General features: G+C 68.6%; 18 protein-coding genes. 8 read left to right on the top strand and 10 right to left on the bottom strand.

Annotated elements, in window-relative coordinates; translation table 11 throughout:
• Positions 1–113: 113 nt before the first annotated feature.
• Complete coding sequence (locus ABNQ40_RS08310; protein ID WP_109047050.1) at positions 114–1,391, bottom strand: glycosyltransferase family 4 protein; 1,278 nt, start codon at positions 1,389–1,391, stop codon at positions 114–116.
• 277 nt (positions 1,392–1,668) lie between these two features.
• On the opposite strand from ABNQ40_RS08310, the gene ABNQ40_RS08315 reads away from it, so the two are divergent.
• Both ABNQ40_RS08315 and ABNQ40_RS08320 read left to right on the top strand, forming a co-directional pair.
• A complete protein-coding gene (locus ABNQ40_RS08315) occupies positions 1,669–3,489 on the top strand; it encodes an ABC transporter ATP-binding protein (protein ID WP_109047049.1) in 1,821 nt (606 codons plus the stop codon).
• Entirely contained in the window at positions 3,486–4,001 is a 516-nt protein-coding gene (locus ABNQ40_RS08320) for a hypothetical protein (RefSeq protein ID WP_109047048.1), read from the top strand. The genes ABNQ40_RS08315 and ABNQ40_RS08320 overlap by 4 nt, the downstream gene beginning before the upstream one ends.
• A 242-nt stretch (positions 4,002–4,243) precedes the next feature.
• On the opposite strand, the gene ABNQ40_RS08325 is transcribed toward ABNQ40_RS08320, so the two are convergent.
• Complete coding sequence (locus ABNQ40_RS08325; protein WP_042695567.1) at positions 4,244–5,188, bottom strand: replication protein RepA; 945 nt, start codon at positions 5,186–5,188, stop codon at positions 4,244–4,246.
• Between the two features lie 730 nt (positions 5,189–5,918).
• Here ABNQ40_RS08325 and ABNQ40_RS08330 point away from each other — a divergent pair.
• The 6 genes from ABNQ40_RS08330 to galE all read left to right on the top strand — a co-directional run bounded on the left by ABNQ40_RS08330 (position 5,919) and on the right by galE (position 14,504).
• Positions 5,919–7,385 (top strand): mannose-1-phosphate guanylyltransferase/mannose-6-phosphate isomerase, encoded by a 1,467-nt coding sequence (locus ABNQ40_RS08330; RefSeq protein WP_109047047.1) that lies wholly within the window; start codon positions 5,919–5,921, stop codon positions 7,383–7,385.
• 256 nt (positions 7,386–7,641) lie between these two features.
• The gene (locus ABNQ40_RS08335) at positions 7,642–8,055 is read left to right on the top strand and encodes a hypothetical protein (RefSeq protein ID WP_109047046.1); all 414 of its coding nucleotides are present in this window, start codon (positions 7,642–7,644) and stop codon (positions 8,053–8,055) included.
• 3 nt (positions 8,056–8,058) lie between these two features.
• On the top strand, positions 8,059–10,281 hold the full coding sequence (locus tag ABNQ40_RS08340; protein WP_109047045.1) for a peptidase domain-containing ABC transporter: 2,223 nt from the start codon (positions 8,059–8,061) through the stop codon (positions 10,279–10,281).
• Between the two features lie 3 nt (positions 10,282–10,284).
• The gene (locus tag ABNQ40_RS08345; protein ID WP_109047044.1) at positions 10,285–11,790 is read left to right on the top strand and encodes an HlyD family type I secretion periplasmic adaptor subunit; all 1,506 of its coding nucleotides are present in this window, start codon (positions 10,285–10,287) and stop codon (positions 11,788–11,790) included.
• Positions 11,791–11,900: 110 nt separating this feature from the next.
• Positions 11,901–13,331, top strand: coding sequence for a DUF2142 domain-containing protein (locus ABNQ40_RS08350; protein ID WP_109047043.1), 1,431 nt, complete (start codon positions 11,901–11,903; stop codon positions 13,329–13,331).
• 162 nt (positions 13,332–13,493) lie between these two features.
• Complete coding sequence (gene galE, locus ABNQ40_RS08355) at positions 13,494–14,504, top strand: UDP-glucose 4-epimerase GalE (protein ID WP_109047042.1); 1,011 nt, start codon at positions 13,494–13,496, stop codon at positions 14,502–14,504.
• Between the two features lie 107 nt (positions 14,505–14,611).
• Here galE and ABNQ40_RS08360 read toward each other — a convergent pair whose 3' ends face one another.
• The 8 genes from ABNQ40_RS08360 to ABNQ40_RS08395 form a co-directional block, all read right to left on the bottom strand.
• A complete protein-coding gene (locus ABNQ40_RS08360; RefSeq protein WP_109047041.1) occupies positions 14,612–15,019 on the bottom strand; it encodes a type II toxin-antitoxin system VapC family toxin in 408 nt (135 codons plus the stop codon).
• On the bottom strand, positions 15,019–15,243 hold the full coding sequence (gene vapB, locus ABNQ40_RS08365; RefSeq protein ID WP_109047040.1) for a type II toxin-antitoxin system VapB family antitoxin: 225 nt from the start codon (positions 15,241–15,243) through the stop codon (positions 15,019–15,021). The genes ABNQ40_RS08360 and vapB overlap by 1 nt, the downstream gene beginning before the upstream one ends.
• 99 nt (positions 15,244–15,342) lie before the next feature.
• On the bottom strand, positions 15,343–16,299 hold the full coding sequence (locus tag ABNQ40_RS08370; RefSeq protein WP_199235188.1) for a UDP-glucuronic acid decarboxylase family protein: 957 nt from the start codon (positions 16,297–16,299) through the stop codon (positions 15,343–15,345).
• A 45-nt stretch (positions 16,300–16,344) separates the two neighbouring features.
• Positions 16,345–17,208: a glucose-1-phosphate thymidylyltransferase RfbA gene (rfbA, locus tag ABNQ40_RS08375; RefSeq protein ID WP_109047039.1), complete on the bottom strand. Its 864-nt coding sequence runs from the start codon at positions 17,206–17,208 to the stop codon at positions 16,345–16,347.
• 11 nt (positions 17,209–17,219) lie between these two features.
• A complete protein-coding gene (gene rfbD / locus ABNQ40_RS08380; protein WP_109047038.1) occupies positions 17,220–18,110 on the bottom strand; it encodes a dTDP-4-dehydrorhamnose reductase in 891 nt (296 codons plus the stop codon).
• Entirely contained in the window at positions 18,107–19,174 is a 1,068-nt protein-coding gene (gene rfbB / locus ABNQ40_RS08385; protein WP_109047037.1) for a dTDP-glucose 4,6-dehydratase, read from the bottom strand. The genes rfbD and rfbB overlap by 4 nt, the downstream gene beginning before the upstream one ends.
• A gap of 98 nt (positions 19,175–19,272) precedes the next feature.
• A complete protein-coding gene (gene rfbC, locus ABNQ40_RS08390) occupies positions 19,273–19,824 on the bottom strand; it encodes a dTDP-4-dehydrorhamnose 3,5-epimerase (protein ID WP_109047036.1) in 552 nt (183 codons plus the stop codon).
• Between the two features lie 3 nt (positions 19,825–19,827).
• Complete coding sequence (locus tag ABNQ40_RS08395; RefSeq protein ID WP_247879443.1) at positions 19,828–23,262, bottom strand: glycosyltransferase; 3,435 nt, start codon at positions 23,260–23,262, stop codon at positions 19,828–19,830.
• Positions 23,263–23,408: the final 146 nt, after the last annotated feature.

Raw genomic sequence — 23,408 nt, forward strand, 5'->3', positions numbered from 1 at the left:
AGCCACATCGCTCGAAGCCGCCGCACCCGGTGCCCACCGGCCCGATCCGGGACGGGTGCTGCGTCGGGATCGAAATGAACCCCGACCGTAACCGGCGCTTTCTGACAATCGGGTTAATTCACTCCGCCCCCCGGTGCAAGGTCCGTCGGCATCCGTCCCGCCTGCACATCCTCCAGCAGGCGGGCTTGCGCCGGCAGGCAGACGGTGGCGAGGTCGAACCGCTCCACCGCCGTCCTCCTTGCGGCGGCCGACAGGGCGGCGCGCAGTTCCGGGTCGTCGAGCGCCGTCTCCACCCGGTCGGCGAGCGCCATGGGATCGTGGAAACCGGTCAGCAGCCCGTTCACCCCATCCTCGATCACCTCGGCGACCGGCGGCGTGTCGGACCCGACGATGACGGCGCCGCAGGCCATCGCCTCCAGCATCGACCAGGACAGGACGAAGGGGAAGGTCAGGTAGATGTGGGCGCGCGAGATGCGCAGGACCGACAGGTAGCTGTCATAGGGCAGCTTGCCCAGCACATGCAGACGCGAGGATTCCGGCCTGGGCGCGCCGGCGGCGTCCAGCATCGTCTCCCGCCACATCGTCTCGCGCCAGGTGCCGCCGCCTTCCGGCGGCGCGCCGTAGCTGACCTCGTCGCCGCCCACCATCAGGATGTGCAGCTTCGGCCGGCGCCGCAGCAACTCCGCCGCCGCCCGCATGAAGGTGGGAAAGCCGCGGTAGGGTTCCAGGTTGCGGGCGACATAGGTCACCACCTCGTCCTCGCGCGACAGGGTGCGGCCGTCGGGCAGGGTGACGGTGGCGGCCGGATCCGGCCGGCAGACCGCGGTGTCGACCCCGTCATGGATCACCGAGATGCGCGGGCGGAAGGCCTCGGGATGCTGCTGCCGCTGCCACCGGGTCGGGCTGACGCCCCAGTCCATCGCGTCCAGCCCGGTCAGCAGGGAGGTGTTCTTGGTGCGGATGCGGCAGCGCGTCTCCAGCGTCACCGGCCGCTCCGGGTCGAAGCCGACATCCGACCCGTCGGCCCGATAGAAGAACTCGCAATAGAGCAGCAGCCGGGCGTCCGGGAACAGGTCCTTCAGGAACAGGGCCTCGCCCCAGCCGGGATGGGCGCAGATCACGTCGGGGGTGAAGCCCTCCTTCTGCAGGGCCAGCCCGGCACGCACGGCGCCCTGCCCATGCAGGACCTGCCCCTCGAACATGCGGATATAGGGGTGGGTGTTTTCCCCCGGCTCGCGCGTCGGCCGGTAAAGCGCCATCTGCACGCCGCCCGGCAGTTCGCGCCGGACCTTGCCGATGAAGGCGACCCGGTGGGCCGGATCCGCCGCGAAATGACGGACGAGATGCTTGTACTGGCCAGGGGTGTTCTGATGGACGAACAGGATCCGCATGGAAAGACAATGCCCGGAAAACGGAGGAATGGGGCGACAGCCTGCAACCATCCGTCACCGCTGTCGATGGCTAAGACCATCCGCTTCATCGGGGTGCCGGGCGCAGGCGTTCGCATCAAGCCCCGGAAGGACCCGTTTCCCCCCTGCCGCCTTGCGCCTATAAGGTCCTCTTGTCCGCCGGCCCTGCCCGGCCCATCGCGCGACGGAGCGCCGACGCCCCTTGCCCTCGTCCCAACACTCTTCCTCCCTGCCCTCCTCGCCCTGGCGTTTCCTGTGGATGTTCGTGCGCGACGGCTTCCTCGGCCGCGCCATCCTGCTGAACCTCGCCGCCGCCGGCGGGATCGGACTGATGGGGCTGGAGCCGGTGGCGATGCGCGGTCTGGTCGATGCGCTCACTGGGATATCGGGGGCGGGGATATCAGGGGCTGGACTATCGGGAAACCACCCCTCCGGCTCCCCCGCCTGGACGGCGGAGGTGATGCGCTGGTTCCTGCTGCTGGGCGGGCTGTGGATCGCGTCGGCCCTGTTCAACCGCCTGCGCGAGCTGGTCGACCTGCACACCTCGCCGGCCTTGCGCCATGCCATCCAGGTCCGGCTGTTCGACCACCTGATCGACCATTCACCGCGCTACTTCCAGGACAATTTCGCCGGCAACCTGGGCCAGAAGGTCAAGCAGGCCGGGCAGAGCGCCATCCAGATCCTGGAGATCCTGACCAACGACATCATCCGCATCGTCATCATCCTGGCCATCGGCCTGACGCTGCTGGCCTCGGCCCAGCCCCTGTTCGCCGGGCTGCTGGTCGGCTGGACCGTGGCGCATCTGGCTCTGTCAGCCCTGCTGGCGAGACGCTGCCTGCGGCTGTCGCACGCCTTCTCCGAGGAGGTATCGTCGACCACCGGCCGCATGGTCGACATCATCGCCAATGCCGAGCTGGTGCGCGCCTTCGCCCGCCGCCGCCAGGAGCTGGCCGGCCTGTCCGACGCGCTGACCGGCGAGATCGACCGGTCGAAGGAACTGCGCTGGTTCCTGAACAAAATGTGGTTCTGGCTGTTCAACGCCCTGCTGGTCTTCCAGATCGTCCTGATCGGCCTCGCCGTGTCGGAGGCGATGGCCGGCCGCATGAGCATCGGCGAGTTCGCCATGATCTTCTCGCTGGCCAGCATCGTCGGCACCAATGTGTGGGGCCTGTCGACGCGCATGCTGGGCTTCTTCGAACAGCTGGGTGTCCTGTCCGGCGCCCTGGATCTGATCGTCCGCCCGCACGAAATCCCGGATCCGTCGGGCCGCCCCGACCTGACCGTCGGCGACGGCGCCATCCGCTTCGAAGACGTCCGGTTCGCCCATCCCGGTTCCGATCCCGAGACAGGGGGAGCCGTCTTCGACGGCCTGTCCCTGACCATCCGGCCGGGAGAACGGGTGGCGCTGGTCGGCCCGTCGGGGGCGGGCAAGAGCACGCTGGTCCGCCTGCTGCGCCGGCAGTTCCCGTTGCAGGGGGGCCGCATCCTGATCGATGGGCAGGACATCGCCGCGGTCAGCCTCGCCTCGCTCAACCGCGCGGTGGCCGAGGTGCCGCAGCTGCCCAGCCTGTTCCATCGCTCCATCCGCGACAACATCGCCTATGGCAGCGAGGGGGCCAGCGACGAGGCGATCCGCGCGGCATCCGCCCGCGCCCATTGCGACCGCTTCATCGAGGGGCGCGCCGCCGGTTACGACACGGTGGTGGGGGAACGCGGCATCCAGCTGTCGGGCGGCGAGCGCCAGCGGGTCGCCATCGCCCGCGCCTTCCTGAAGGACGCGCCGGTCCTGGTGCTGGACGAGGCGACCTCCTCGCTCGACTCCGAGACGGAGCATCTGATCCAGGACGCGCTGCTCGGCCTGTTCGAGGGCCGCACGGTGATCGCCATCGCCCACCGGCTGTCGACCGTCACCGGCATGGACCGCATCCTCTATATGGAGAAGGGCCGGATCCTGGAGGACGGCGACCACGCCACCCTGCTGCGCCGCGACGGTCCCTATGCCCGGCTGTGGCGCCGTCAGGTCGGCGGCTTCCTGCCGGACGATGCCGGCTCCATCACCGATATGGAGGAGGCGCGATGAGACGGATCCTGAACCGGTTACGCCCGTCGCTGCAGATTGCCGCCAGCCTGTTCATCCTCGCCGCGGAGGCCGCCGCCATGTCGCCTGCCAATTCACCCTTGCCCTTCTTCCAGCGGATCGAGCGCGTCGGCCTGCTCTGCGCGGTGGATGCCGAGGGCGGCCCGGCCATGGATGTCGGGGATGATGCGCTGTGCGGCCGCGCCGCCGCGGTGCTGTCGGGCCTGCTGGCCTCCGGTCCGGCGGTCACGGCGCTCGCCCCCAACGATGCCCGCATCGCCGAGCCGGGCACCCTGCTGGTGCTGGTCCATGCCACGCTGCGGCATGAGGAGGGGCGCCGTCTGCTGGCGCTCGCCGCGACCCTTCAGCGCAGCGGGGCCGCCGGCGACGCCCCGTTCTTCATGATGCCGCCCCAGGCATTGGCCCTGTCCGGCAGCCTCGATGAAAGCCGTCTGGATGCAACGCTCCGCCGTCTGCTGACCCCGTTGGGCGGAGCGCTGCGCGCCAATCCCTGAGCGGTTGGGGTGCTGCGGAGTTTGGAGTCTTGTCGCAGGGGGGTGAGGCTGCCGTTCCAGTCCGGAATATTTGCAAGCCGTCAGTCCGGCGCAGACGGGAATCCAGCCATATCAAGCACTTGACAGGAAACTTGGATCCCCGCCTCCGCGGGGGTGGCGACTGCACGGATAGGGTGCAGACGCGGATCGGGCGCTGAACGCGTCTTGCGTCAGCGCCCGATCCACGGAATTCATCCGCAAAATCACCGGCAAAGCTGGGCGAACTTGCGTTCCGGGATCGGCGGCGGTGAGGGATGAAGCATCAACCCCTGCTCTTCCACATCGACCCGCGCGTCCGGGTAAACCGCAAGCGCCAGTTGGAGCGCCTCGATGAACCGCTTCCTGAAATCGCGCAGGCGGCTGTATCCGGCGCCGAACTGCTCGAACACCGCCGGCCAGGTGATCGGGGTGGAGCGGTTCAGGCTGTGCAGCCGGTAGGCCAGCCAGATATAGATGTCGATGCTGGTGCTGTTGTTCTGGATGTGGCGCAGCGCCGGTTCCCAGATCGGCACCGGGTGGGCCTTCAGCTCGCGGAAGAAGGCCTCGGACAGCAGGACGCGGTCTTCCCACAGCGACCCCTGGCCCGGTTCCGCCCCGGCATTGGTCGAGAAATGGATGCCGCCCTTGACGATCGACCCTTTTTCGAAGCCGATGCTGTGGGCATCCTCCCAGGCGAAGGTCAGGTTGCAGGCGGCGATGCGCGAGGCCTGCTCGCGGATGTCGCGGTAGGTCTGGCCGCCCACCGACAGGCCCATACGGTCGAGCCATTCGTGCATGCTGCGGCCCAGTTCGACCTCGCGGCTGTCGGTCTGGATCGCCCGGGTTTGCAGGTATAGCAGGATCATCCGCGCGCGGCTGCCGTACGGAACACCGTAAAGCTTAAAGCCACCGTTGCGGATCGGCAGTCGTCCAGGCTCGATCAGCAAGCGGATCTTATGTCCGCGACGCTCCCACGGCTGGTCATCGGGAAGACGACGATGCGGAAGAGCCGTCAGCGCAAAACCCGAATAGGTGATGCCAAGCTCCTGCCGCTCCTCTTCGAGGACGGCAGCAGCCACATCGACTAGCGAACGCTGATCCGGATCCGTCTGGAGCGCCTTCGCCTGGTCGCGTCCCAGCTGGGTAATCAGGGTGTGTATCTGTCCCATATCGAGCTGACCTTGGCACGACTTTGCGGTCAACGCTATATCACGGTCGGTTAGTGCCAGCAATTTGGAGTCTTGTCGCTCAAACTATTTGTACGGTTATTTGATTCAGTTAATAGTTTGCGCGACAAGACTCCAGTAGAGAATCGCGAGTCGCGCGACAAAACTCCAGAACTCCCGCGACAAGACTCCAGCGGATAGTCCGTGTTGCCTGTGGATTTTTCGGCAGACGCGACAAGACTCCAGCCGGGACATTTCGATTCGACCCCGAATCGCTTCCGATTCGCTTATTTCCGAGTCGTGGAGGCGAATCTGCCACGACTCGCCGGTGATTCGCCCCCTGCGCCGATGTTGTCGGCAGCCGGATTTGGAGTTCTGTCGCGCCCCACCCCGCCCAGCTTTGCCCCGATTGCCCGCCAGATCCGCCTCCCGCCGCCTCCCGCCTTTGTCCGCGGGGGCCGGACGGCAGGGGAGCTGGGAGGGGGGCGCGACAAGACTCCAACCTTGACCCTGGCCTCGACGCCGACCGGTCGTTGCCGGAGGGCAGGGTGTTTGGAGTCTTGTCTCGCCCCCCTCCCGGAAGAGGCGCTCCGGTCGGGTGGGTCTCGGAGGGGTGCTTGTGAAGGGCGGAAAGCGCGGTCTATAACGAACCGCCATGGCGCCGGCCCGCAGGTTTTGCCCCTGTGCGGCTGCCGGCGCCCGACCACATGCTCACACAACAGATGGCGGCAGGATGAACGGCAATTCCGCGCAGAAGATCGTCCCGGTGCTGCTGTCCGGCGGTACGGGGTCCCGTTTGTGGCCCTTGTCGCGCGAACTGTATCCCAAGCAGTTTCTGCCGCTCTGCTCCGACCGGACGATGCTCCAGGACACCGCTTTGCGGGTCAGCGCGCAGCTTGGCTCCCCGGCTGCTGCTGCCGCAGAGGCCGTCTTCGCGGCTCCCCTGGTGATCTGCAACCAGGAACACCGCTTCCTCGCCGCCGAGCAGCTGCGCCAGTCGCGCTGCACGCCGCGCGGCATCATTCTGGAGCCGGCCGGCCGCAACACCGCCGCCGCCTGCGCGCTTGCCGCCCTGGCGGTCGCGGCGGACGATCCGGACGCCCTGCTGCTGATCCTGCCGGCCGACCACGAGATCCGCGACGCCGAGGCCTTCCGCCGCGCCGTCGGCATTGCCGCCCGCGCCGCCCAGGCCGGCCGGCTGGTCACCTTCGGCATCACCCCGACCCGGCCGGAGACCGGCTACGGCTATATCCGCCGCGGCCATTCGATGGACGAGGCCGACGGCGCCTACAATGTCGCCGCCTTCGTCGAGAAGCCGTCGCTGGAGGTGGCCGAGCGCTACCTCGCCGAAGGCACCTATGCCTGGAACAGCGGCATGTTCCTGTTCCCGGCCTCCCGCCTGCTGGCCGAGCTGGAGCGCCACGCCCCGGCGGTGCTGGCCGCCTGCCGCGAGGCGCTGGAGCAGGGCTCCAAGGATCTCGACTTCTTCCGTCTGGACGCTGCGGCCTTCGCCAAGGCGCCCAGCATCTCCATCGACTATGCGGTGATGGAGCGCACCGACCGCGCCGCCGTCGTCCCCTGCGAGATCGGCTGGACCGACGTCGGTGCCTGGTCGGCGCTGTGGGACGTCGGCAACAAGGACGGCGAGGGCAACGTCATCGTCGGCGACGTGCTGCTGGAGGGGGCCCGCGACTGCTACGTCCGCAGCGAGAACCACCTGACCGCGGTGGTCGGGGTGGAGAACGCCGTGGTGGTGGTGGTTGACGACGCCGTGCTGGTCGCCGACCGCTCCCAGGCGCAGGACGTCAAGCGCATCGTCGACCGGCTGAAGGCCGAGGGGCGCAGCGAGTCCGTCAGCCACCGCCGGGTCCACCGCCCCTGGGGGTCCTACCAGTCGCTGCACACCGGCGACCGCTTCCAGGTGAAGAGCCTGACCATCGCCCCCGGCTCGCGCCTGTCGCTCCAGAAGCACCATCACCGTGCCGAGCACTGGGTGGTGGTCAACGGCACCGCGCTCGTCACCCGCGGCGAGGAGCAGGTGATGGTCTACGAGAACCAGTCGATCTACATCCCGATCGGCACGGTCCACCGGCTGGAGAACCCCGGCAAGGTGCCGCTGACCATCATCGAGGTGCAGTCCGGCTCCTATCTGGGCGAGGACGACATCGTCCGGCTCGAGGACGTCTACGGCCGCAACTGAGCGGCAACGGCCGTTGCCGCCGGAGGGCCGCGACTGCGGCCCCGCGGGCACATGCCCGCGATAGCCAAGCGGGCGAACGCCCGCGCCGGCGATTGAGGTCAATGATGACAAGCGACGCCTCCGCGCAAGCGGAGGCGTCGCTTGTGTCTCTTTGCGGTTGCGGACATTGGCGGCTTGGTCCGGGTCGCCGACTTCCGGTAGAAAGGGGGCGCGAGGGTGCTGCAGCGGCGCCCCGCCTTCTGCTGCCGGGACCATCATGACCATCGATCCGCCGCCGGACGACCGCATCCCCGAACTCTATGCCGACGGGGTCTTCGACATCGGCTTCGGCAACGGCATGGTCCGCATCGACCTGTTCAGCCTGTCGGCCCTGCGCAAGGACGGCAACGGCCAGCCGCTGCCCGCCATCCGCCAGCGGGTGGTGATGAGCCTGCCGGGCTTCCTCGCCAGCCTCTCCGCGCTGGAGGGCATGCGCCAGCGGCTGGAGGCCGCCGGCGTGCTGCCGCCCAATTCCGGCGCCGGGCCGGCTTCCCCTCTCGCTCCGTCCGCCGCTCATGCCTTCCAGAGCCCGGTGCAGGCCCCGGTCCAGCCGGCCTTCCCCTCCCAGGCCCCCTCCCAGGCGGCACCGGCCGCTCCACCCACCCGGCCCCGCTCGCCGAATTTCGGCTGACCGATGCCGGACGCCAGCACGACCGTCACGCCTCCGCCTCCCGGCCGCGAGGCCGCGCCGAACCACGACGAGAGCACCGCGCTGCGCTGCCTGACGCTGGTGGCGCGCCATCACGGCCTGTCGGCCTCGCCGTCCGCCCTGCGCGCCCGTGTCGCCACCGGAGGACCGGACGGCGAGCCGTCCACCGCCGATCTGCTGCGCATCGCCGCCGCCACCGGCTTCAAGGCGACCGCCCGCCGGCTGGACTGGAAGGGCTTGCAGTCCCTCCCCCCCGTCTTCCCGCTGCTGGCGCGGCTGTCCAACGGCAACACCGTCATCCTGGTCGGGCTGTCCCGTCCTGCGAACTCCACCGAGGGGCCGGCGGAGGAACCGATGGTCGGCGTCGTCGATCCGCTGGCCGACCGGCTGGACGTGATCGACGTGCCACGCGACCGCTTCCTGGAGCGCTGGAGCGGCGAGCTGGTCTTCCTCAAGCCGCGCCACGGCCTCGCCGACCCGCGCCAGCCCTTCGGCCTGCGCTGGTTCGTGCCGGAGATCCTGCGCCAGAAATCCGCCTTCCGCGACGTGGTGGTCGCGGCCCTGGTGCTGCACGCGCTTGCCCTTGTCGTCCCGGTCTATTTCCAGATCGTGATCGACAAGGTGCTGGTGAACGAGACCGTCGCCACCTTGCAGGTGCTGACCATCGGCGTGCTGGGCGCCCTGCTGTTCGAGGCGGGCTTCCGCTTCCTGCGCCAGTTCATCCTGCTGGCGGCGGCCAACCGCATCGACATCCGCCTGCTGAACCGCACCTTCGGCCATCTGCTCGACCTGCCGATCACCTTCTTCGACGGGCATTCGGCCGGCGTCACCGTACGCCACATGCAGCAGGTGGAGCGCATCCGCGAGTTCCTGACCGGCAACCTGCTGTCGACCGTGCTCGACAGCTTGGTGCTGCTGGTCTTCCTGCCGGTGCTGTTCTTCTATTCGGTCAAGCTGACGCTGGTGGCCCTGCTGTTCGCCGGCCTGATCGCCGGCGTGGTGGTGGCATTGGTGCCGGTCTATCGCAGCCGCTTGCATGACCTCTACAACGCCGATGCCGAGCGGCAGGCCATGCTGGTGGAAACCATCCACGGCATGCGCACCGTCAAATCCTCCGCACTCGAACCGCAGCAGCGCCGCAGCTGGGACCGCAAGGCCGCCCGCGCGGTGACCAGCCATTACCGGGTCGGCCGCATCTCCATCGCCGCCCGCACGGTGACGGAGTTCCTGGAGAAGGCGATGATGGTTGCGGTGGTCGCCGTCGGCGCCTTCGACGTCTTCGACCGCCAGCTGTCGTTCGGCGCGCTGATCGCCTTCCAGATGCTGTCGGGCCGGGTGGTGACGCCGCTGGTCCAGATCGTCTCGCTGATCCACCAGTATCAGGAAACAGCACTCTCGGTGCGCATGCTGGGCGAGGTGATGAACCACCCGGCCGAGCCCAGGCGCGAGGGCAGCGGCGCCTGCCCCGCCCTGATCGGTCGCATCGAGATCGAAGGGCTGGGGTTCCGCTACGACCGCAACCGGCCAGCGGCGCTCGATGGCGTCACCTTGACCGTGCCGGCCGGTTCCGTCGTCGGGCTGGTCGGGCGCAGCGGCTCGGGCAAGAGCACGCTGATGCGGCTGCTCCAGGGCTTTTACCCGGTGCAGGAGGGCAGCATCCGCTACGACGGGCTCGACATCCGCGAGCTGGATCTGGCCCATCTGCGCCGCTCCATCGGCGTGGTGCTTCAGGAGAATTTCCTGTTCCGCGGCACCATCCGCGACAACATCGCCATGACCATGCCGGAGGCCAGCCGCGAGGAGATCGTGGAGGCCGCCCGGCTGGCCGGCGCCGACGAGTTCATCCACCGCCTGCCCGACGGCTACGACACGCTGGTGGAGGAGGGGGCGAGCAACCTGTCCGGCGGCCAGAAGCAGCGCATCGCCATCGCCCGCGCCCTGCTGCCCCAGCCGCGCCTGCTGATCCTGGACGAGGCGACCTCGGCGCTCGACCCCGACAGCGAGGCCATCGTCATGGCCAATTTGCGGCGCATCGCCCATGGCCGCACCGTGCTGATCGTCACCCACCGGCTGTCCACCCTGACCGGCTGCGACACCATCGCCGTGCTGGAGCAGGGGCGCCTGCTCGACCTCGCCCCCCATCCCCTCCTGCTCGACCGCTGCGCCGAATACCGGCATCTGTGGCAGCAGCAGAACCGGGGGCGCTGAACCATGCCCGACACGCAGATGCCCGAAGCAGGGGTGCCCGAAATCGACCGCCGGGACGCAGCACGGGCGGAGACCGGCCGCGAGGTCGTTCCGGCCAAACCCGCCCCCCCATCCTCTCCGTCGCGCCGCCGTGCCGCCCTGCCCGCCCCGTCGGCGCCGCCGCCGGGCTTCGCGCTGGACTATCTGCCGGACGGGGCGGCCATCGAGCATGCGCCGCTGCCGCGGGCGGCGCGCTCCACCCTCTATGTGCTGGCCGGACTGCTGGTGGCGCTGGTGCTGTGGGCCGGCTTCGCCCAGGTCGACCGCATCGTCACCGCCGGCGGCCGGCTGCTGACCACGGCGCCGCTGGTGGTGGCCCAGCCGCTGGAGACCGCGGTGGTGCGCGGCGTCGACGTGCAGGTCGGCGACCGTGTGCGGGCCGGCGACCGGCTGGCGACGCTCGACCCCACCTTCGCCGCGGCGGATCTGGCCGACCTGACCGCCAAGCTCGCCAGCGTCGAGGCGCAGATCGGCCGACTGCGCGCCGAGCTGGACGGCGGCGACTTCCTCCCCGCCGCCGGCAATCCCGATGCGGCCGTGCAGGCCGCCATCCTCGAGCGCCGCCGCGCCGAATACCGCTCCCGCCTCGCCTCGCTCGACGAGAAGGCCGGGCAGCTGGACAGCGCCATCGCCGCCGGCCGCCGTGCCCAGGCCGGGCTTGCCGAGCGCCTCGCCGTGGTGGGCGAGGTCGAGGACATCCGCCGCCAGCTTCAGGAACGCCAGACCGGGTCCCGCCTGACCTGGCTGGAGGCGCGGGTCGAGCGGCTGCGCATGCGCGACGAGCTGACCGCCCTTCAGGACCGCGAGCAGGCGAGCGCGCACGAGCTGCGCGGCGTCCAGGCCGACCGCGCCGCCTTCGTCGACGAATGGCGGCGCAAGACGGCGGAGGAACTGGTGGAGCAGAGCCGCCAGCGGGCCACGCTGGTCGAGCAGATCGCCAAGGCCGAGCGCCGCCGCTCGCTGGTCACCCTGACCGCCCCGGTCGATGCGGTGGTGCTGGAGGTGGCCAAGCGTTCCGTCGGCTCCGTCATCCGCGAGGCCGAGCCGCTGGTCACCCTGGTGCCCGCCGACGTGCCGCTGGAGGTGGAGGCGGAAATCCCGTCGCGCGACATCGGCCTGGTCCGCGTCGGCGACTTTGTGCGGGTGAAGCTGGACGCCTTCCCCTTCCAGCGCCACGGCACCCTGCCCGGGGAGATCCGGACCATCAGCGCCGACGCCTTCACCCACGACCCCTCAGGCGCCCAGGGCGCCGCCGCCATCAACCCGGACGGCCCCCGCCCGGCCGCCGGCGCCGTCTTCCGCACCCGCATCCGCCTGACCGACACCCGGCTGGAGGGGGTGCCCGCCGGCACGCTGCTCAGCCCCGGCATGGTCGCCTCGGCCGAGATCCGCGTCGGCACCCGCTCGGTCCTGTCCTACTTCCTCTACCCTGTCATCCGCGCGCTGGACGAAAGCATCCGCGAGCCGTAACGGGCCGGGTCCGTCCCCAGCCCCTTCCCTGCTGCGTCAAAGTTTCCAAGTGGCGCCTGCCCGGCGGATGGGGTACCCACCCACCAGCCCCTTCAGCGACAGGTCTGGTGATGCAGCGGATAGGTCCGTTCCTCTTTGCCGTTCTGGCAACCCTCTCGGCATTCTTTCTGGTCTGGAGCCTGCCGCCCTTCCAGACCGCCGACGAGCCCGCCCACATCTACCGGGCCAACATGATCACCCATGGCTACTGGGTGGCCGCCAAGGTTCAGACCGACGGGCGGATCGCGGCGGGCGGCCCGTCCGACGTCGCGATCATCGAGGCCTATTTCCCCTTCCACCACGTCCCCTTCAAACCGGACGAGAGGGCCAACCTGGAGGATTTCGCCAAGTCCTTCACCGCCCGCTGGGACGGCCGGGTCTTCAACGTCGCGGCGGAGAACACCGCCCCCTACCCCCCCTTCTTCTACCTGCCGCAGGCCGCCGCCATCGCGGTCGGCAAGGCCATCGACCTGCCGGTGGTGCAGACGCTCTATCTGGCGCGGGCGGCCAACGCGCTGACCTGCATCGCCGTCGGCTTCTTCGCCCTGCTGCTGGCCGGCCGGGCGCATCTGCCGCTGTTCGCCGTGCTGCTGCTGCCGATGTCGGTCTCGCTCTACGCCTCGATGAGCCAGGACGGGCTGGTCATCACCGTCACCGCCCTCGGCATCGCCTTCCTGGCCCGGGCGCTGTCCGAAGGCCGGCCGCTGCGCAGCGCGGAGGTCTGGGCCAGTGCGGTCTGCTTCGCCCTGGTGGGCATGACCAAGCAGCCCTATGCCCTGCTCTGCCTGATGCCGCTGGCGGTCCCGGCCGAGCGGGCGGCGGTGAAGCGTCTCGCGGTCGCCGCCTCGCTGGCCGCCGCCGTCGGCTGGGCGGTGTGGATGGCGCTTGCCGTGCAGACGCCGCTGATCCGCCAGGACGCGCCGACCGACGCCATGGGCCAGCTCCGCTTCCTGCTCGACAACCCGCTTGCCGTTTTCACCATCGCGGTGAAGACCTTCCAGGTCTGGGGCAACGAGTATTACCAGCAGTTCGTCGGCATCCTCGGCTGGGTCGATACAAGGCTGCCCAAGCCCTATTACAGCGCCGCCTATCTGGTTCTGCTGCTGTCCTTCCTGCCGCTGCTGCTCGGCCGCCGGGCGGCGGACTGGTATTCCGGCGCGCCGGCGCGGGCCTCGGCGGTGACCGCGGCCGTCGTGCTGGCGACCGGGGCGCTGCTGTTCGGGGCGCTCTACATGGTGTGGACGCCGGTCGGCCAGCTGTGGGTCGACGGCGTGCAGGGGCGTTACTTCCTGCCGCTGGCGGTCCTGCTGCCGCTGGCCTTCGCCAGCGGCCGGCAGGAACCGGCTGGCGGCTGGTCTGCCGGCGGCTGGTCTGCCGGCCACTGGTCTGCCGGCATGACGGGCGTGCTGGAGCGCGGCCTGACCTGGATGGTCTGGCTCTTCCCGATCGTCAGCATCCTGGTGGTCCAGCGGACGGTCATCCTGCGCTACTACCTCGACTAGCGCCCCCCGCTCTCCATCCGGCTGCCCATCGGGGTGGAGCGGGGCGTTGGAGGCCGTTCGAATGATGTCGCCCGTTCGGCGGAAAAGCCCGCAGTGCAGCATGGGCGGGCGACTATCTTCCGACTCTGCCCCATCGACCCCAATCGAAGACGAAGAGCGGACATGACCACGAGCGACAACGCGACCGTGCTGGTGACCGGCGGCGCCGGCTATATCGGCTCCCATGTGGTGCTGGCCCTGCGCGACCAGGGACGCGCCGTCGTGGTGCTGGACGATCTGTCCACCGGCCGGCGTTCGGCCCTGCCCGATGGGGTGCCGCTGGTCGAGGGCGACGTCGGCGACAAGCCCCTGCTGGCCGACACCTTCGCCCGCCACGGCATCGGCACCGTGATGCATTTCGCCGGCAGCATCGTCGTGCCGGAGTCGGTGGAGCGGCCGCTCGCCTACTACCGCAACAACACGGTGAAGAGCCACGCCCTGGTGGAGGCCTGCGTCGAGGCCGGGATCGGCCGCTTCATCTTCTCCTCCACCGCCGCCGTCTACGGCATGCCGGAGCGGCTGCCCATCGACGAACAGACGCCGACCAGCCCGATCAACCCCTACGGCTCCTCCAAGCTGATGACGGAGTGGATGCTGCGCGACACCGCAGCGGCGCATGATCTGAGATATGTGGCGCTGCGCTATTTCAACGTCGCCGGCGCCGATCCGCAGGGCCGCTCCGGCCAGGTGTCGAAGGTCGCCACCCACCTGATCAAGATCGCCGCCCAGACCGTCACCGGCCAGCGGGCGGAGCTGCAGATCTTCGGCGACGATTACGACACGGCGGACGGCACCTGCGTGCGCGACTACATCCATGTCAGCGACCTCGCCGACGCCCATGTCGCCGCACTCCGCCATCTGGAGGCGGGCGGCGCGTCGGAGGTGATGAACTGCGGCTACGGCCGCGGCTATTCGGTGCGCGAGGTTCTGGCGATGGTGGAGCGGGTAACCGGCAAGCCGCTGCCCATGCGCATCGGTCCGCGCCGCGCCGGCGATCCGCCGGCCCTGGTGGCGGGCGTCGAGCGCATCGGCCGTACCCTGGATTGGACCCCGCGCCATGCCGACCTGGAAACTATCGTCGCCTCGGCGCTTTCCTGGGAGGAACGGCTCATGAGCCCCTCTCCCTCCCGCTAACGCGCAAACGAAGTTTGCGCTGACGCGACAGGCGGACCTCCGGTCCGCTGAAAGCGGGGTTAGGGGGGATGCACTGCGTGCTTTCCCGATAATCCGCCTATTTCAGATTATGCGTCACTGAGCCAGTCCTCGGACATCAGACCATCGACGCGTCGGAATTCACCCAGGTTGCCGGTAATGACGGTCAGGCCCCGGCTGCGCGCGTGCCCTGCGATCATCAAGTCGTACGGGCCGATGATCGTTCCGCGTCGTTCCAGATCCGTGCGGATCTCGCCATAATGCCCCGCTGCAGTCTCGTCGAACGGCAGCACCTCCAACCGGCCAACCAAGCGCTCGACCTCGTGACGCTGCTCCACCGGTCGTGCCGATTTGGCCGCGCCATGCAGCAGCTCAGCCAACGTGACGGTGGAGATGCAGAGCGCGCCCGCTTCCGCGTTGAACCGCTCGCGCAGGCCAGGAGGCCGGTCACGCAGCACGCGGATGCACAGGTTGGTGTCCAGCATGTACCGCAGCATCACAGCGCTTCGCGCTCCTGCATTGCCGGCTGGTCCCGATCCGGAAACGCAACCCCAGGAGAGTCGAAGAAGTCGTCCCATGCACGGTCGGCGGGGACGATGATGCGCCGGTCGCCTTCGCGGACGATCAGCACTTCGCGCACATCTCCAGGGAAGGCGACATCCTTCGGCAGGCGAACCGCTTGGGTCCGGTTGGACTGGAACAAGGTCGTGCGGACGGCCATGGCGCCCTCGCAGTCTTCAGGAAATCCAGACCGTATATCCCAAACACGTATATGTCAATTGTATATCCAAAAGCGGGTGTCCGGCTGCCCCTCGCCTCCTCAGGCGAAGAACCGCCCGCGGAAATAGGCGATGGTGCGGTCCAGCCCCTCGTCCAGCGGCACGGCCGGCTCCCAGTCCAGCAGGGCGCGGGCCTTGGCGATGTCGGGGCGGCGCTGCTTGGGGTCGTCCTGCGGCAGCGGCATATGTTCGATCGTCGAGGCCGAGCGGGTCAGGCGGATCACCTTCTCCGCCAACTCCAGCATGGTGAACTCGCCGGGATTGCCCAGGTTGATCGGGCCGGTGACGCCGGCCGGCGTGGCCATGAAGCGCAGGAAGCCTTCGATCAGGTCGTCGGCATAGCAGAAGGACCGCGTCTGCTGGCCGTCGCCGTAGATGGTGATCGGTTCGCCCTTCAGCGCCTGGATGATGAAGTTCGACACCACGCGCCCGTCGTTGGGGTGCATGCGCGGGCCGTAGGTGTTGAAGATGCGGATCACCTTGATGTCCAGCCTGTGCTGGCGGTGATAGTCGAAGAACAGCGTCTCGGCGCAGCGCTTGCCCTCGTCGTAGCAGGCGCGCGGGCCGATGGTGTTCACGTTGCCCCAATACTCCTCGGGCTGCGGATGCACCGCCGGGTCGCCGTAGACCTCCGAGGTCGAGGCCTGCATGATCCGCGCCCCCACCCGCTTGGCCAGCCCCAGCATGTTGATGGCGCCGTGCACGCTGGTCTTGGTCGTCTGGACGGGGTCGTGCTGGTAATGGATCGGCGAGGCCGGGCAGGCGAGATTGTAGATCTCGTCGACCTCGACATAGAGCGGAAACGTCACGTCGTGGCGCATCAGCTCGAAATGCGGGTTGTCCAGCAGGTGCAGGACGTTGTCGCGGCTGCCGGTGAAGAAGTTGTCGACGCACAGCACGTCGTTGCCGGCCGCCAGCAGCCGCTCGCACAGGTGCGAGCCCAGGAAGCCGGCGCCCCCGGTGACGAGCACGCGCTTGCGGTTTGTCAGGGCCTGCATGGCGTCCATCCTGTCTTGGCTGTGGGTGCGGGGAGCCGCCTGATGCTAGCCCAGCAGCCCGAGCAGATAGCGCCCGTAGTCGTTCTTCTTCAGCGGCTCGGCCAGACGGCGGACCTGCTCGGCGTCGATCCAGCCGGAGGTGTAGGCGATCTCCTCCGGGCAGGCGATCTGCAGGCCCTGGCGGTGTTGGATGGTGCGGACGAACTCCGCCGCCTCCAGCAGGCTGTCGTGGGTGCCGGTGTCGAACCAGCCATAGCCGCGGCCCATCTGCTCGACCGACAGTTTGCCGAGATCGAGATAGGCGGCGTTGACCGAGGTGATCTCCAGCTCGCCGCGCGCCGACGGCTTCACCGCGGCGGCGATGTCCAGCACGTCGTTGTCGTAGAAGTAAAGCCCGGTCACCGCCCATTTGGAACGCGGGGCGACCGGCTTCTCCTCGATGCTCAGCGCCCGGCCTTGCGCGTCGAACTCCACCACGCCGTAGCGCTCGGGATCGCGCACGGCATAGGCGAAGACGCTGGCGCCCTCGGTCTTCTCGCCGGCGGCGCGCAGGATGTTGGTCAGGCCGTGGCCGTAGAAGATGTTGTCGCCGAGAACCAGCGCGCAACTGTCGTTGCCGACAAACTCGCGGCCGATGATGAAGGCCTGGGCCAGCCCGTCGGGCGAGGGCTGGATCGCGTAGGTCAGGTTCAGGCCCCACTGCGACCCGTCGCCCAGAACCGTCTGGAACAGCGGCTGGTCGTGCGGCGTGGTGATGATCAGGATGTCGCGGATGCCCGCCAGCATCAGCGTGCTGAGCGGGAAATAGATCATCGGCTTGTCGTAGATCGGCAGCAGCTGCTTGCTGATCGCCCGCGTCACCGGGTAGAGGCGGGTGCCGGACCCGCCGGCCAGGATGATGCCCTTCATGGTCTTCGTCCTCACGCCTGCGGCGGGTTGGTGAACAGCTCGTCGATCACGCGGTCGACGCTCTCCTGCCACGGCGGGCAGGCGACGCCGAGACGCTCCCTGGCGCGGGAGCAGTCCAGCCGCGAATTGGCCGGGCGGCGCGCCGGGGTCGGGTAGTCGGCCGTGCCGATGGCGGTCAGCCGCGGCCGCTTGCCGGTGCGCTCTTCCAGCCGCCGGAAGATGTGCTCGGCGAAATCGTGCCAGGTGGTATAGCCGCTGCCGGTCAGATGGTAGGTGCCCCAGGTCGCGGCGCCCGTCTTCTCTATCGTCCCGGCGATCTGCACGATGGCGGCGGCGAGGTCGGCGGCGGCGGTGGGCGAGCCGTGCTGGTCGGCGACCACCCGCATCTCCTCGCGCTCCTTGCCGAAGCGCAGCATCGTCTTGACGAAGTTGTTGCCGTAGGCGCTGTAGACCCAGGAGGTGCGCAGGATGACGTGTTCAGCCGTCGCCGCCCGCACCGCCTCCTCGCCCGCCGCCTTGCTGGCGCCATAGACGCCCAGCGGGTTGATCGGGTCGTCCTCGGTGTAGATACCGTCCTTCGTCCCGTCGAACACATAGTCGGTCGAGACATGGATGAAGGGGATGCCGCGCGCGGCGCAGGCCTCCGCCATGGCGCCCGGCCCGTCGCGGTTGATGGCGAAGGACAGGTCGACCTCGCTCTCGGCCTTGTCGACGGCGGTGTGGGCGGTGGCGTTGACCAGCAGGTCCGGCGCGTGGGCGGCGACCGCCTTGTCCACGTCGCCCGGCCGGGTCACGTCGAATTCGGGATAGGGCAGGCCGACCACATCGGTGCCCGGCGCCCAGTTGGCGCGCATCAGCTCGAAGCCGAGCTGGCCGTTGCTGCCGAGGATGAGAACTTTCACGACGCAGCTCCCTCATCGGTCAGGCCGAGCCGCTCGCCCTGGTAGGAGCCGTTGAGGATGGCCTGCCACCACCCGCGGTTCTCCAGATACCAGGCGACCGTCTTGCGCAGCCCGCTCTCGAAGGTCTCCTGCGGGGTCCAGCCCAGCTCGCGCTCGATCTTGCCGGCGTCGATGGCATAGCGCTTGTCATGGCCGGGGCGGTCGGTGACGAAGCTGATCAGGCGGTCGTGCGGAGCGCCGGCCGGGTCCATCTCGTCGAGATGCGCGCAGATGGCGCGGACGACCTCCAGGTTGGTGCGCTCGTTGTGGCCGCCGATGTTGTAGCTCTCGCCGACCCGGCCCTTCTCCAGAACCAGCCGCAGGGCGCGGGCATGGTCCTCGACATAGAGCCAGTCGCGGATGTTGTCGCCCTTGCCGTAGACCGGCAGCTTCTCGCCCGCCAGACCCTTCAGGATCATCAGCGGGATCAGCTTCTCCGGGAAATGGTAGGGGCCGTAATTGTTGGAGCAGTTGGTCAGCACCACCGGAAGCCCGTAGGTCTCGTGCCAGGCGCGGACCAGATGGTCGCTCGACGCCTTGCTGGCCGAATAGGGCGAGTTGGGGCTGTAGGCGGTGGTCTCGGTGAAGAAGCCGTCGTCGCCCAGCGTGCCGAACACCTCGTCGGTCGAGATGTGGTGGAAGCGGAAGGCCTCTTTGCGGTCGGCCGGCAGGGCCGACCAGTAGCCGCGCGCCGCTTCCAAGAGGCGGAAGGTGCCGACCACGTTGGTCTGGATGAACTCGCCCGGCCCGTCGATCGAGCGGTCGACATGGGATTCGGCGGCCAGATGCATCACCGCGTCGGGCTGATGGGTGTCGAACACCCGCCTCAGCTCGGCGGCGTCGCAGATGTCGACCTTCTCGAAGGCGTAGCGCGGGTTGCCCTCGGCGCCCGGCAGGGAGGACAGGTTGGCCGCGTAGGTCAGCTTGTCGACATTGACGACGAAGGCGTCGGTTTCGGCGAGAAGCTGGCGGACCACCGCCGAGCCGATGAAACCGGCGCCGCCGGTGACGAGAATGCGCGTCATCAAACCACCTTACCGCCGAAAATCGGGGCCGCCCGCGGCCCCCGTTGTGCAAAAGCTTTGAGTGCCCCGAACCCGGAGCCGCCAACCGGGACCCGCCGTCAGAACAGGTCGGTCAGCTGCGCCAGGGTCGGATGCTTGTGGTCCTTGTCCGACAGCCGCGCCTTGTCCGCCGACACCGGCCAGTCGATGCCGAGATCCGGATCGTTCCACAGCAGGCCGCGGTCATGCTCGGGCGAATAATAGTTGGTCACCTTGTAGATGACCTCGGTGTCCGGCTCCAGCGTGCAGAAGCCGTGGGCGAAGCCGACCGGCACCAGGATCTGGTTCCACTCCGCCGTGCTGATCACCGCGCTGACATGCCGGCCGAAGGTAGGGGAGCCCTTCCGGATGTCGACCGCCACGTCCAGGATGGCGCCGCGCACCACCCGCACCAGCTTGTCCTGGGCGAAGGGCGGCAGCTGGAAATGCAGGCCGCGGATGGTGCCGACCTCGGCCGACAGCGACTGGTTGTCCTGGACGAAGTCGTAGTGCAGCCCGGCCGCCTCGAACGTCTTCTTGGTGTAGGTTTCCGAGAAGAAGCCGCGATGGTCGCCGAACTTCTTCGGACGGATGATCTTTACGTCGGGAATGTCGAGGGAGACGACGTCCATGGCTCAGATGCTTTCCTTCAGGCGTTCTTTGCGCAGCTCGGGGCAGGATTTGCGCAGCCAGGGCTTGACCGTGCGCGGCGGGAAGGCCAGCCCGAAATTCTCGGCGTCCAGCGTCAGGTTCGGGTTGTAATAGGGGTCTTCCAGCAGGCTGTCGCCCCAGCGTTCCTGCATGTAGGCGACCTCGCCCATGAAGCGCTTGACTTTGTCGGGGGCGGTGTCCGGCCCGCGCGAGGCCGATTCCAGATGGTACAGCTCGGCGAACGGCGTCCAGACGACCAGATAGCCCTTCTCGCGGATGCGCAGGCAGAAATCGACGTCGTTGAAGGCGACTGCCAGCTTCTCGGAGTTCAGCCCGCCGACCTCGTCGAAGATCTCCTTGCGCAGGATCAGGCAGGCGGCGGTGACGCAGGACAGGTCCTGGGTCAGCTGGGCCCGGCTGAAATAGCCGTAGGCGTCGCGGGTCAGACCCTTGTGGACATGGCCGGCCACGCCGCAGATGCCGGTGACGACGCCGGCATGCTGGATGGTGCCGTCGGCGTAATAGAGCTTGGCGCCGACGGCGCCGACCTCCGGCCGAAGGGCATGGGAGACCATCTCGGCCAGCCAGCCCGGCTCCATCACCTCGATGTCGTTGTTGATCAGGCCCAGCACCTCGCCGGTCGCCTCGGCGGCGGCGAAGTTGTTGATCGAGGAGTAGTTGAAGGGCGCCTTGTAGGTCAGCACCCGCACCCGCGGCTCGTCCTTCAGCGTGTCGAAATAGGCGAAGGTCGCCGTTTCCTCGCTGTTGTTGTCGACAATCAGGATCTCAAGGTCCGGATAGTCGGTGCGGTGCAGCAGCCCGTCGACGCAGCCCTTCAGCAGATCCACCTTGTCGCGCGTCGGCACGATCAGCGACACCCGCGGCAGCTTCGCCGGCAGGGCGTAGCGGATGCGGGTGAAGCGGGCGGTCGACGGCGAGGTCTCCACCGTGGCGTCGACGCCGCGGCGCTGGAAATGCTCGGTCAGCGCCTTGTGGGCGGCGGCGGTGGCGCGCGGCAGCTCGACCGTGGAGAAGGCCGCGGATTCGGGGAAGACGCGCCAGTGGTAGAGGATCGCCGGGATGTGGCGGATGCGCGCCGGTTCCGTCGCCTCGACCGCGCGCAGCGTCAGGTCATAGTCCTGGCTGCCCTCGAAGCCCAGGCGGAAGCGCCCGGCCTGCTCGATCAGCGAGCGGCGGAAGACGCCCAGGTGGTTGACCATGTTCTGGCCGTGCAGCAGGTCCAGATTGAAGCCGGACTTGAAATGCGGGTCGTAGCGCTCGCCGTCCGCATCGATCTTGTCCTCGTCGGAATAGAGGATGTCGGTGTCGGGATGCAGCGCCAGCTCGGCGGCGACCGCATAGAGGGCGTGCGGCGGCAGCCGGTCGTCATGGTCCATCAGCGCCACGAAATCGCCGGTCGCCAGATCCAGCGCGCTGTTGCTGGCGGCGGAGATGTGGCCGTTGGTCTCGCGCCGGACCAGCTTGATCCGGTTGTCGCGCGTCTTGTACTCGGCCAGCACCGTCTGCACATGCGGGGCGGTGGAGGCGTCGTCGGCGATGCACAGCTCCCAGTCCGGATAGAACTGGGCCAGCACGGAGTCCAGCGCCTCGCGCAGGTAGGTCTCCGGCGTGTTGTAGACCGGCATGACGACGGAGAAGCGCGGGCGCGCCGGCAGGCGGGCGATGTCGGCCTTGATCGCCGTCGCGTCCTCCGGCGTCAGGGTGTCGTACATCCGCACCCACGACTTGTAGTCGGCCGACCAGCGGTTCGGCTGCAGTTCCTGCAGGACGCGCTGCTTGGTCGCCTGCCAGCCATGGCGGCGCAGATAGTCCAGCACGCGCGCCGGCTGGTTCTGCCGGACATAGTCGAGCAGGATGTTGGTCTTGCCGATCTCGCGGATCGTGAAGTCGGCGATCTCGAAGGACACCGGCCGGGTGGCCGGGTCGAAGCGCAGGGCCTTGACCGTCTGCGGCAGCAGGGCCAGCTGGCGGAACTCGCCCACCGTGTCGACCGGCAGGCGGATCATCGTCCGCTCGTCGAAGCCGTTGCCGTCGTCGACATAGATCACCGGCACCAGCGGGGCCGAGGCGCGGACCACCCGGTAGGAGATCACGCACCAGTGGCCAGGCAGCCGGCCGCGGTCCGACCGCAGCAGGAAGGCGGGGTCGCTGCCGGTCGCCTCGTAGCCGCCCTGCGGGCTCGGCGCCACGTCGTGCAGCGGCTCCAGCGTGATGCTGTGCAGGCGGCGGCGGTAGAAGCGCCCGGCCTTCTGGGTCAGGCGGCCCAGCTTGCGCACCGGCGCCGACAGCTTCCAGGAGGTCGAGTTGACCAGGCTGTGGATGTGCTGGTCACGGCTGGCCACCACGCCGTGCAGATGGGCGATGGCCTGTTCGCGGGCGACCAGTTCGCGGGCATGGGCGGCGAGGTTGCGCTCGCGGTCGGCCAGCTCGTGCTCGCGCTCGGCCAGCTCCTGCGCCATTTCGGCGAGCGCATCGCCCTGGCGGCGGATTTCGGCCTGATGGTCGCCGAGCCAGCCCTGGATGACGCCGATGTCGCGGTCGCGCGTCGCGATCATGCCCTTCAGGTCTTCGCTGTGGGCGATCTGGTCGTCCAGCACCTTGCGGACCATCGCCACCTCGGTGCGCAGGTGCTTCTCCTGCTCTTCCAGGCGCTGGATGGTCTCGGCCTCGATGGCGGCGTCGCCCAGCCGGTCGAACCAGTTGCGGACGGCCCGCAGCCCCTCGCCGCCGGCCTTCTGCACGGCGAACAGCTCGCGCACCGCGTCCGGCAGATCTTCGCCGACGCCCAGCACGCCAAGGCCGTTGGAATGCTGGAAGCTGAAGGACGGTCGGTCCCGGGTGATCTCGTCCCACAGGCGCCAGACGCCGAAATCGTCCTTGCGCACATTGATGTCGTGGAACAGCACCACGCCGCGGCGGCTCATCTTCGGCAGCCACGTCTCGAAATCGTGGCGCACCGCCTCGTAGGTGTGCAGCCCGTCGATGTGCAGCAAATCGACGCTGCCGTCGGCGAAATGGAGCAGCGCGTCGTCGAAGGTCATCCGCAGCAGGCGGGAGAAGCCGGCATAGCGCGGGTCATGGTAGGCGGCGAGTTTGTTGTAGATGTCGTCGCCGTAGAAGCCGGCCTGCGGGTCGCCGGCCCAGGTGTCGACGGCGTAGCAGGAGGTCGGCAGCCCGACATGGCGGACCGCCTGGCAGAAGGCGGCATAGGAGTTGCCGGTGTGCGTTCCCAGCTCCACCAGGCTGTCCGGGCGGAGCGCCTCGACGATCCAGAAGGCGAAGGGGACATGGCCGAGCCAGGAGGCCGGCGCCGTGACGAGATCCGGGGTCAGGAGCGTGATCGGCCGGCAGATGCGACGGAGAGCGTCCGATCCCTGGTCCTTCAAAAACGAATCCACCTGTGCCTCTTCTTCTGCCTGGCTTCGCGGCGGGGTGCGGTCCATCGGGACACCGTTTCAGGCCCGGCGGACGGTCCCGTCACAGCCGCCGACACACATACGCTGACACCAAGCCGGAATGCAAGCCGCTGTCCGGAACCCGCTTT

The sequence above is a fragment of the Azospirillum sp. A23 genome, assembly GCF_042938965.1.
Classification (GTDB): Bacteria; Pseudomonadota; Alphaproteobacteria; order Azospirillales; family Azospirillaceae; genus Azospirillum; species Azospirillum melinis.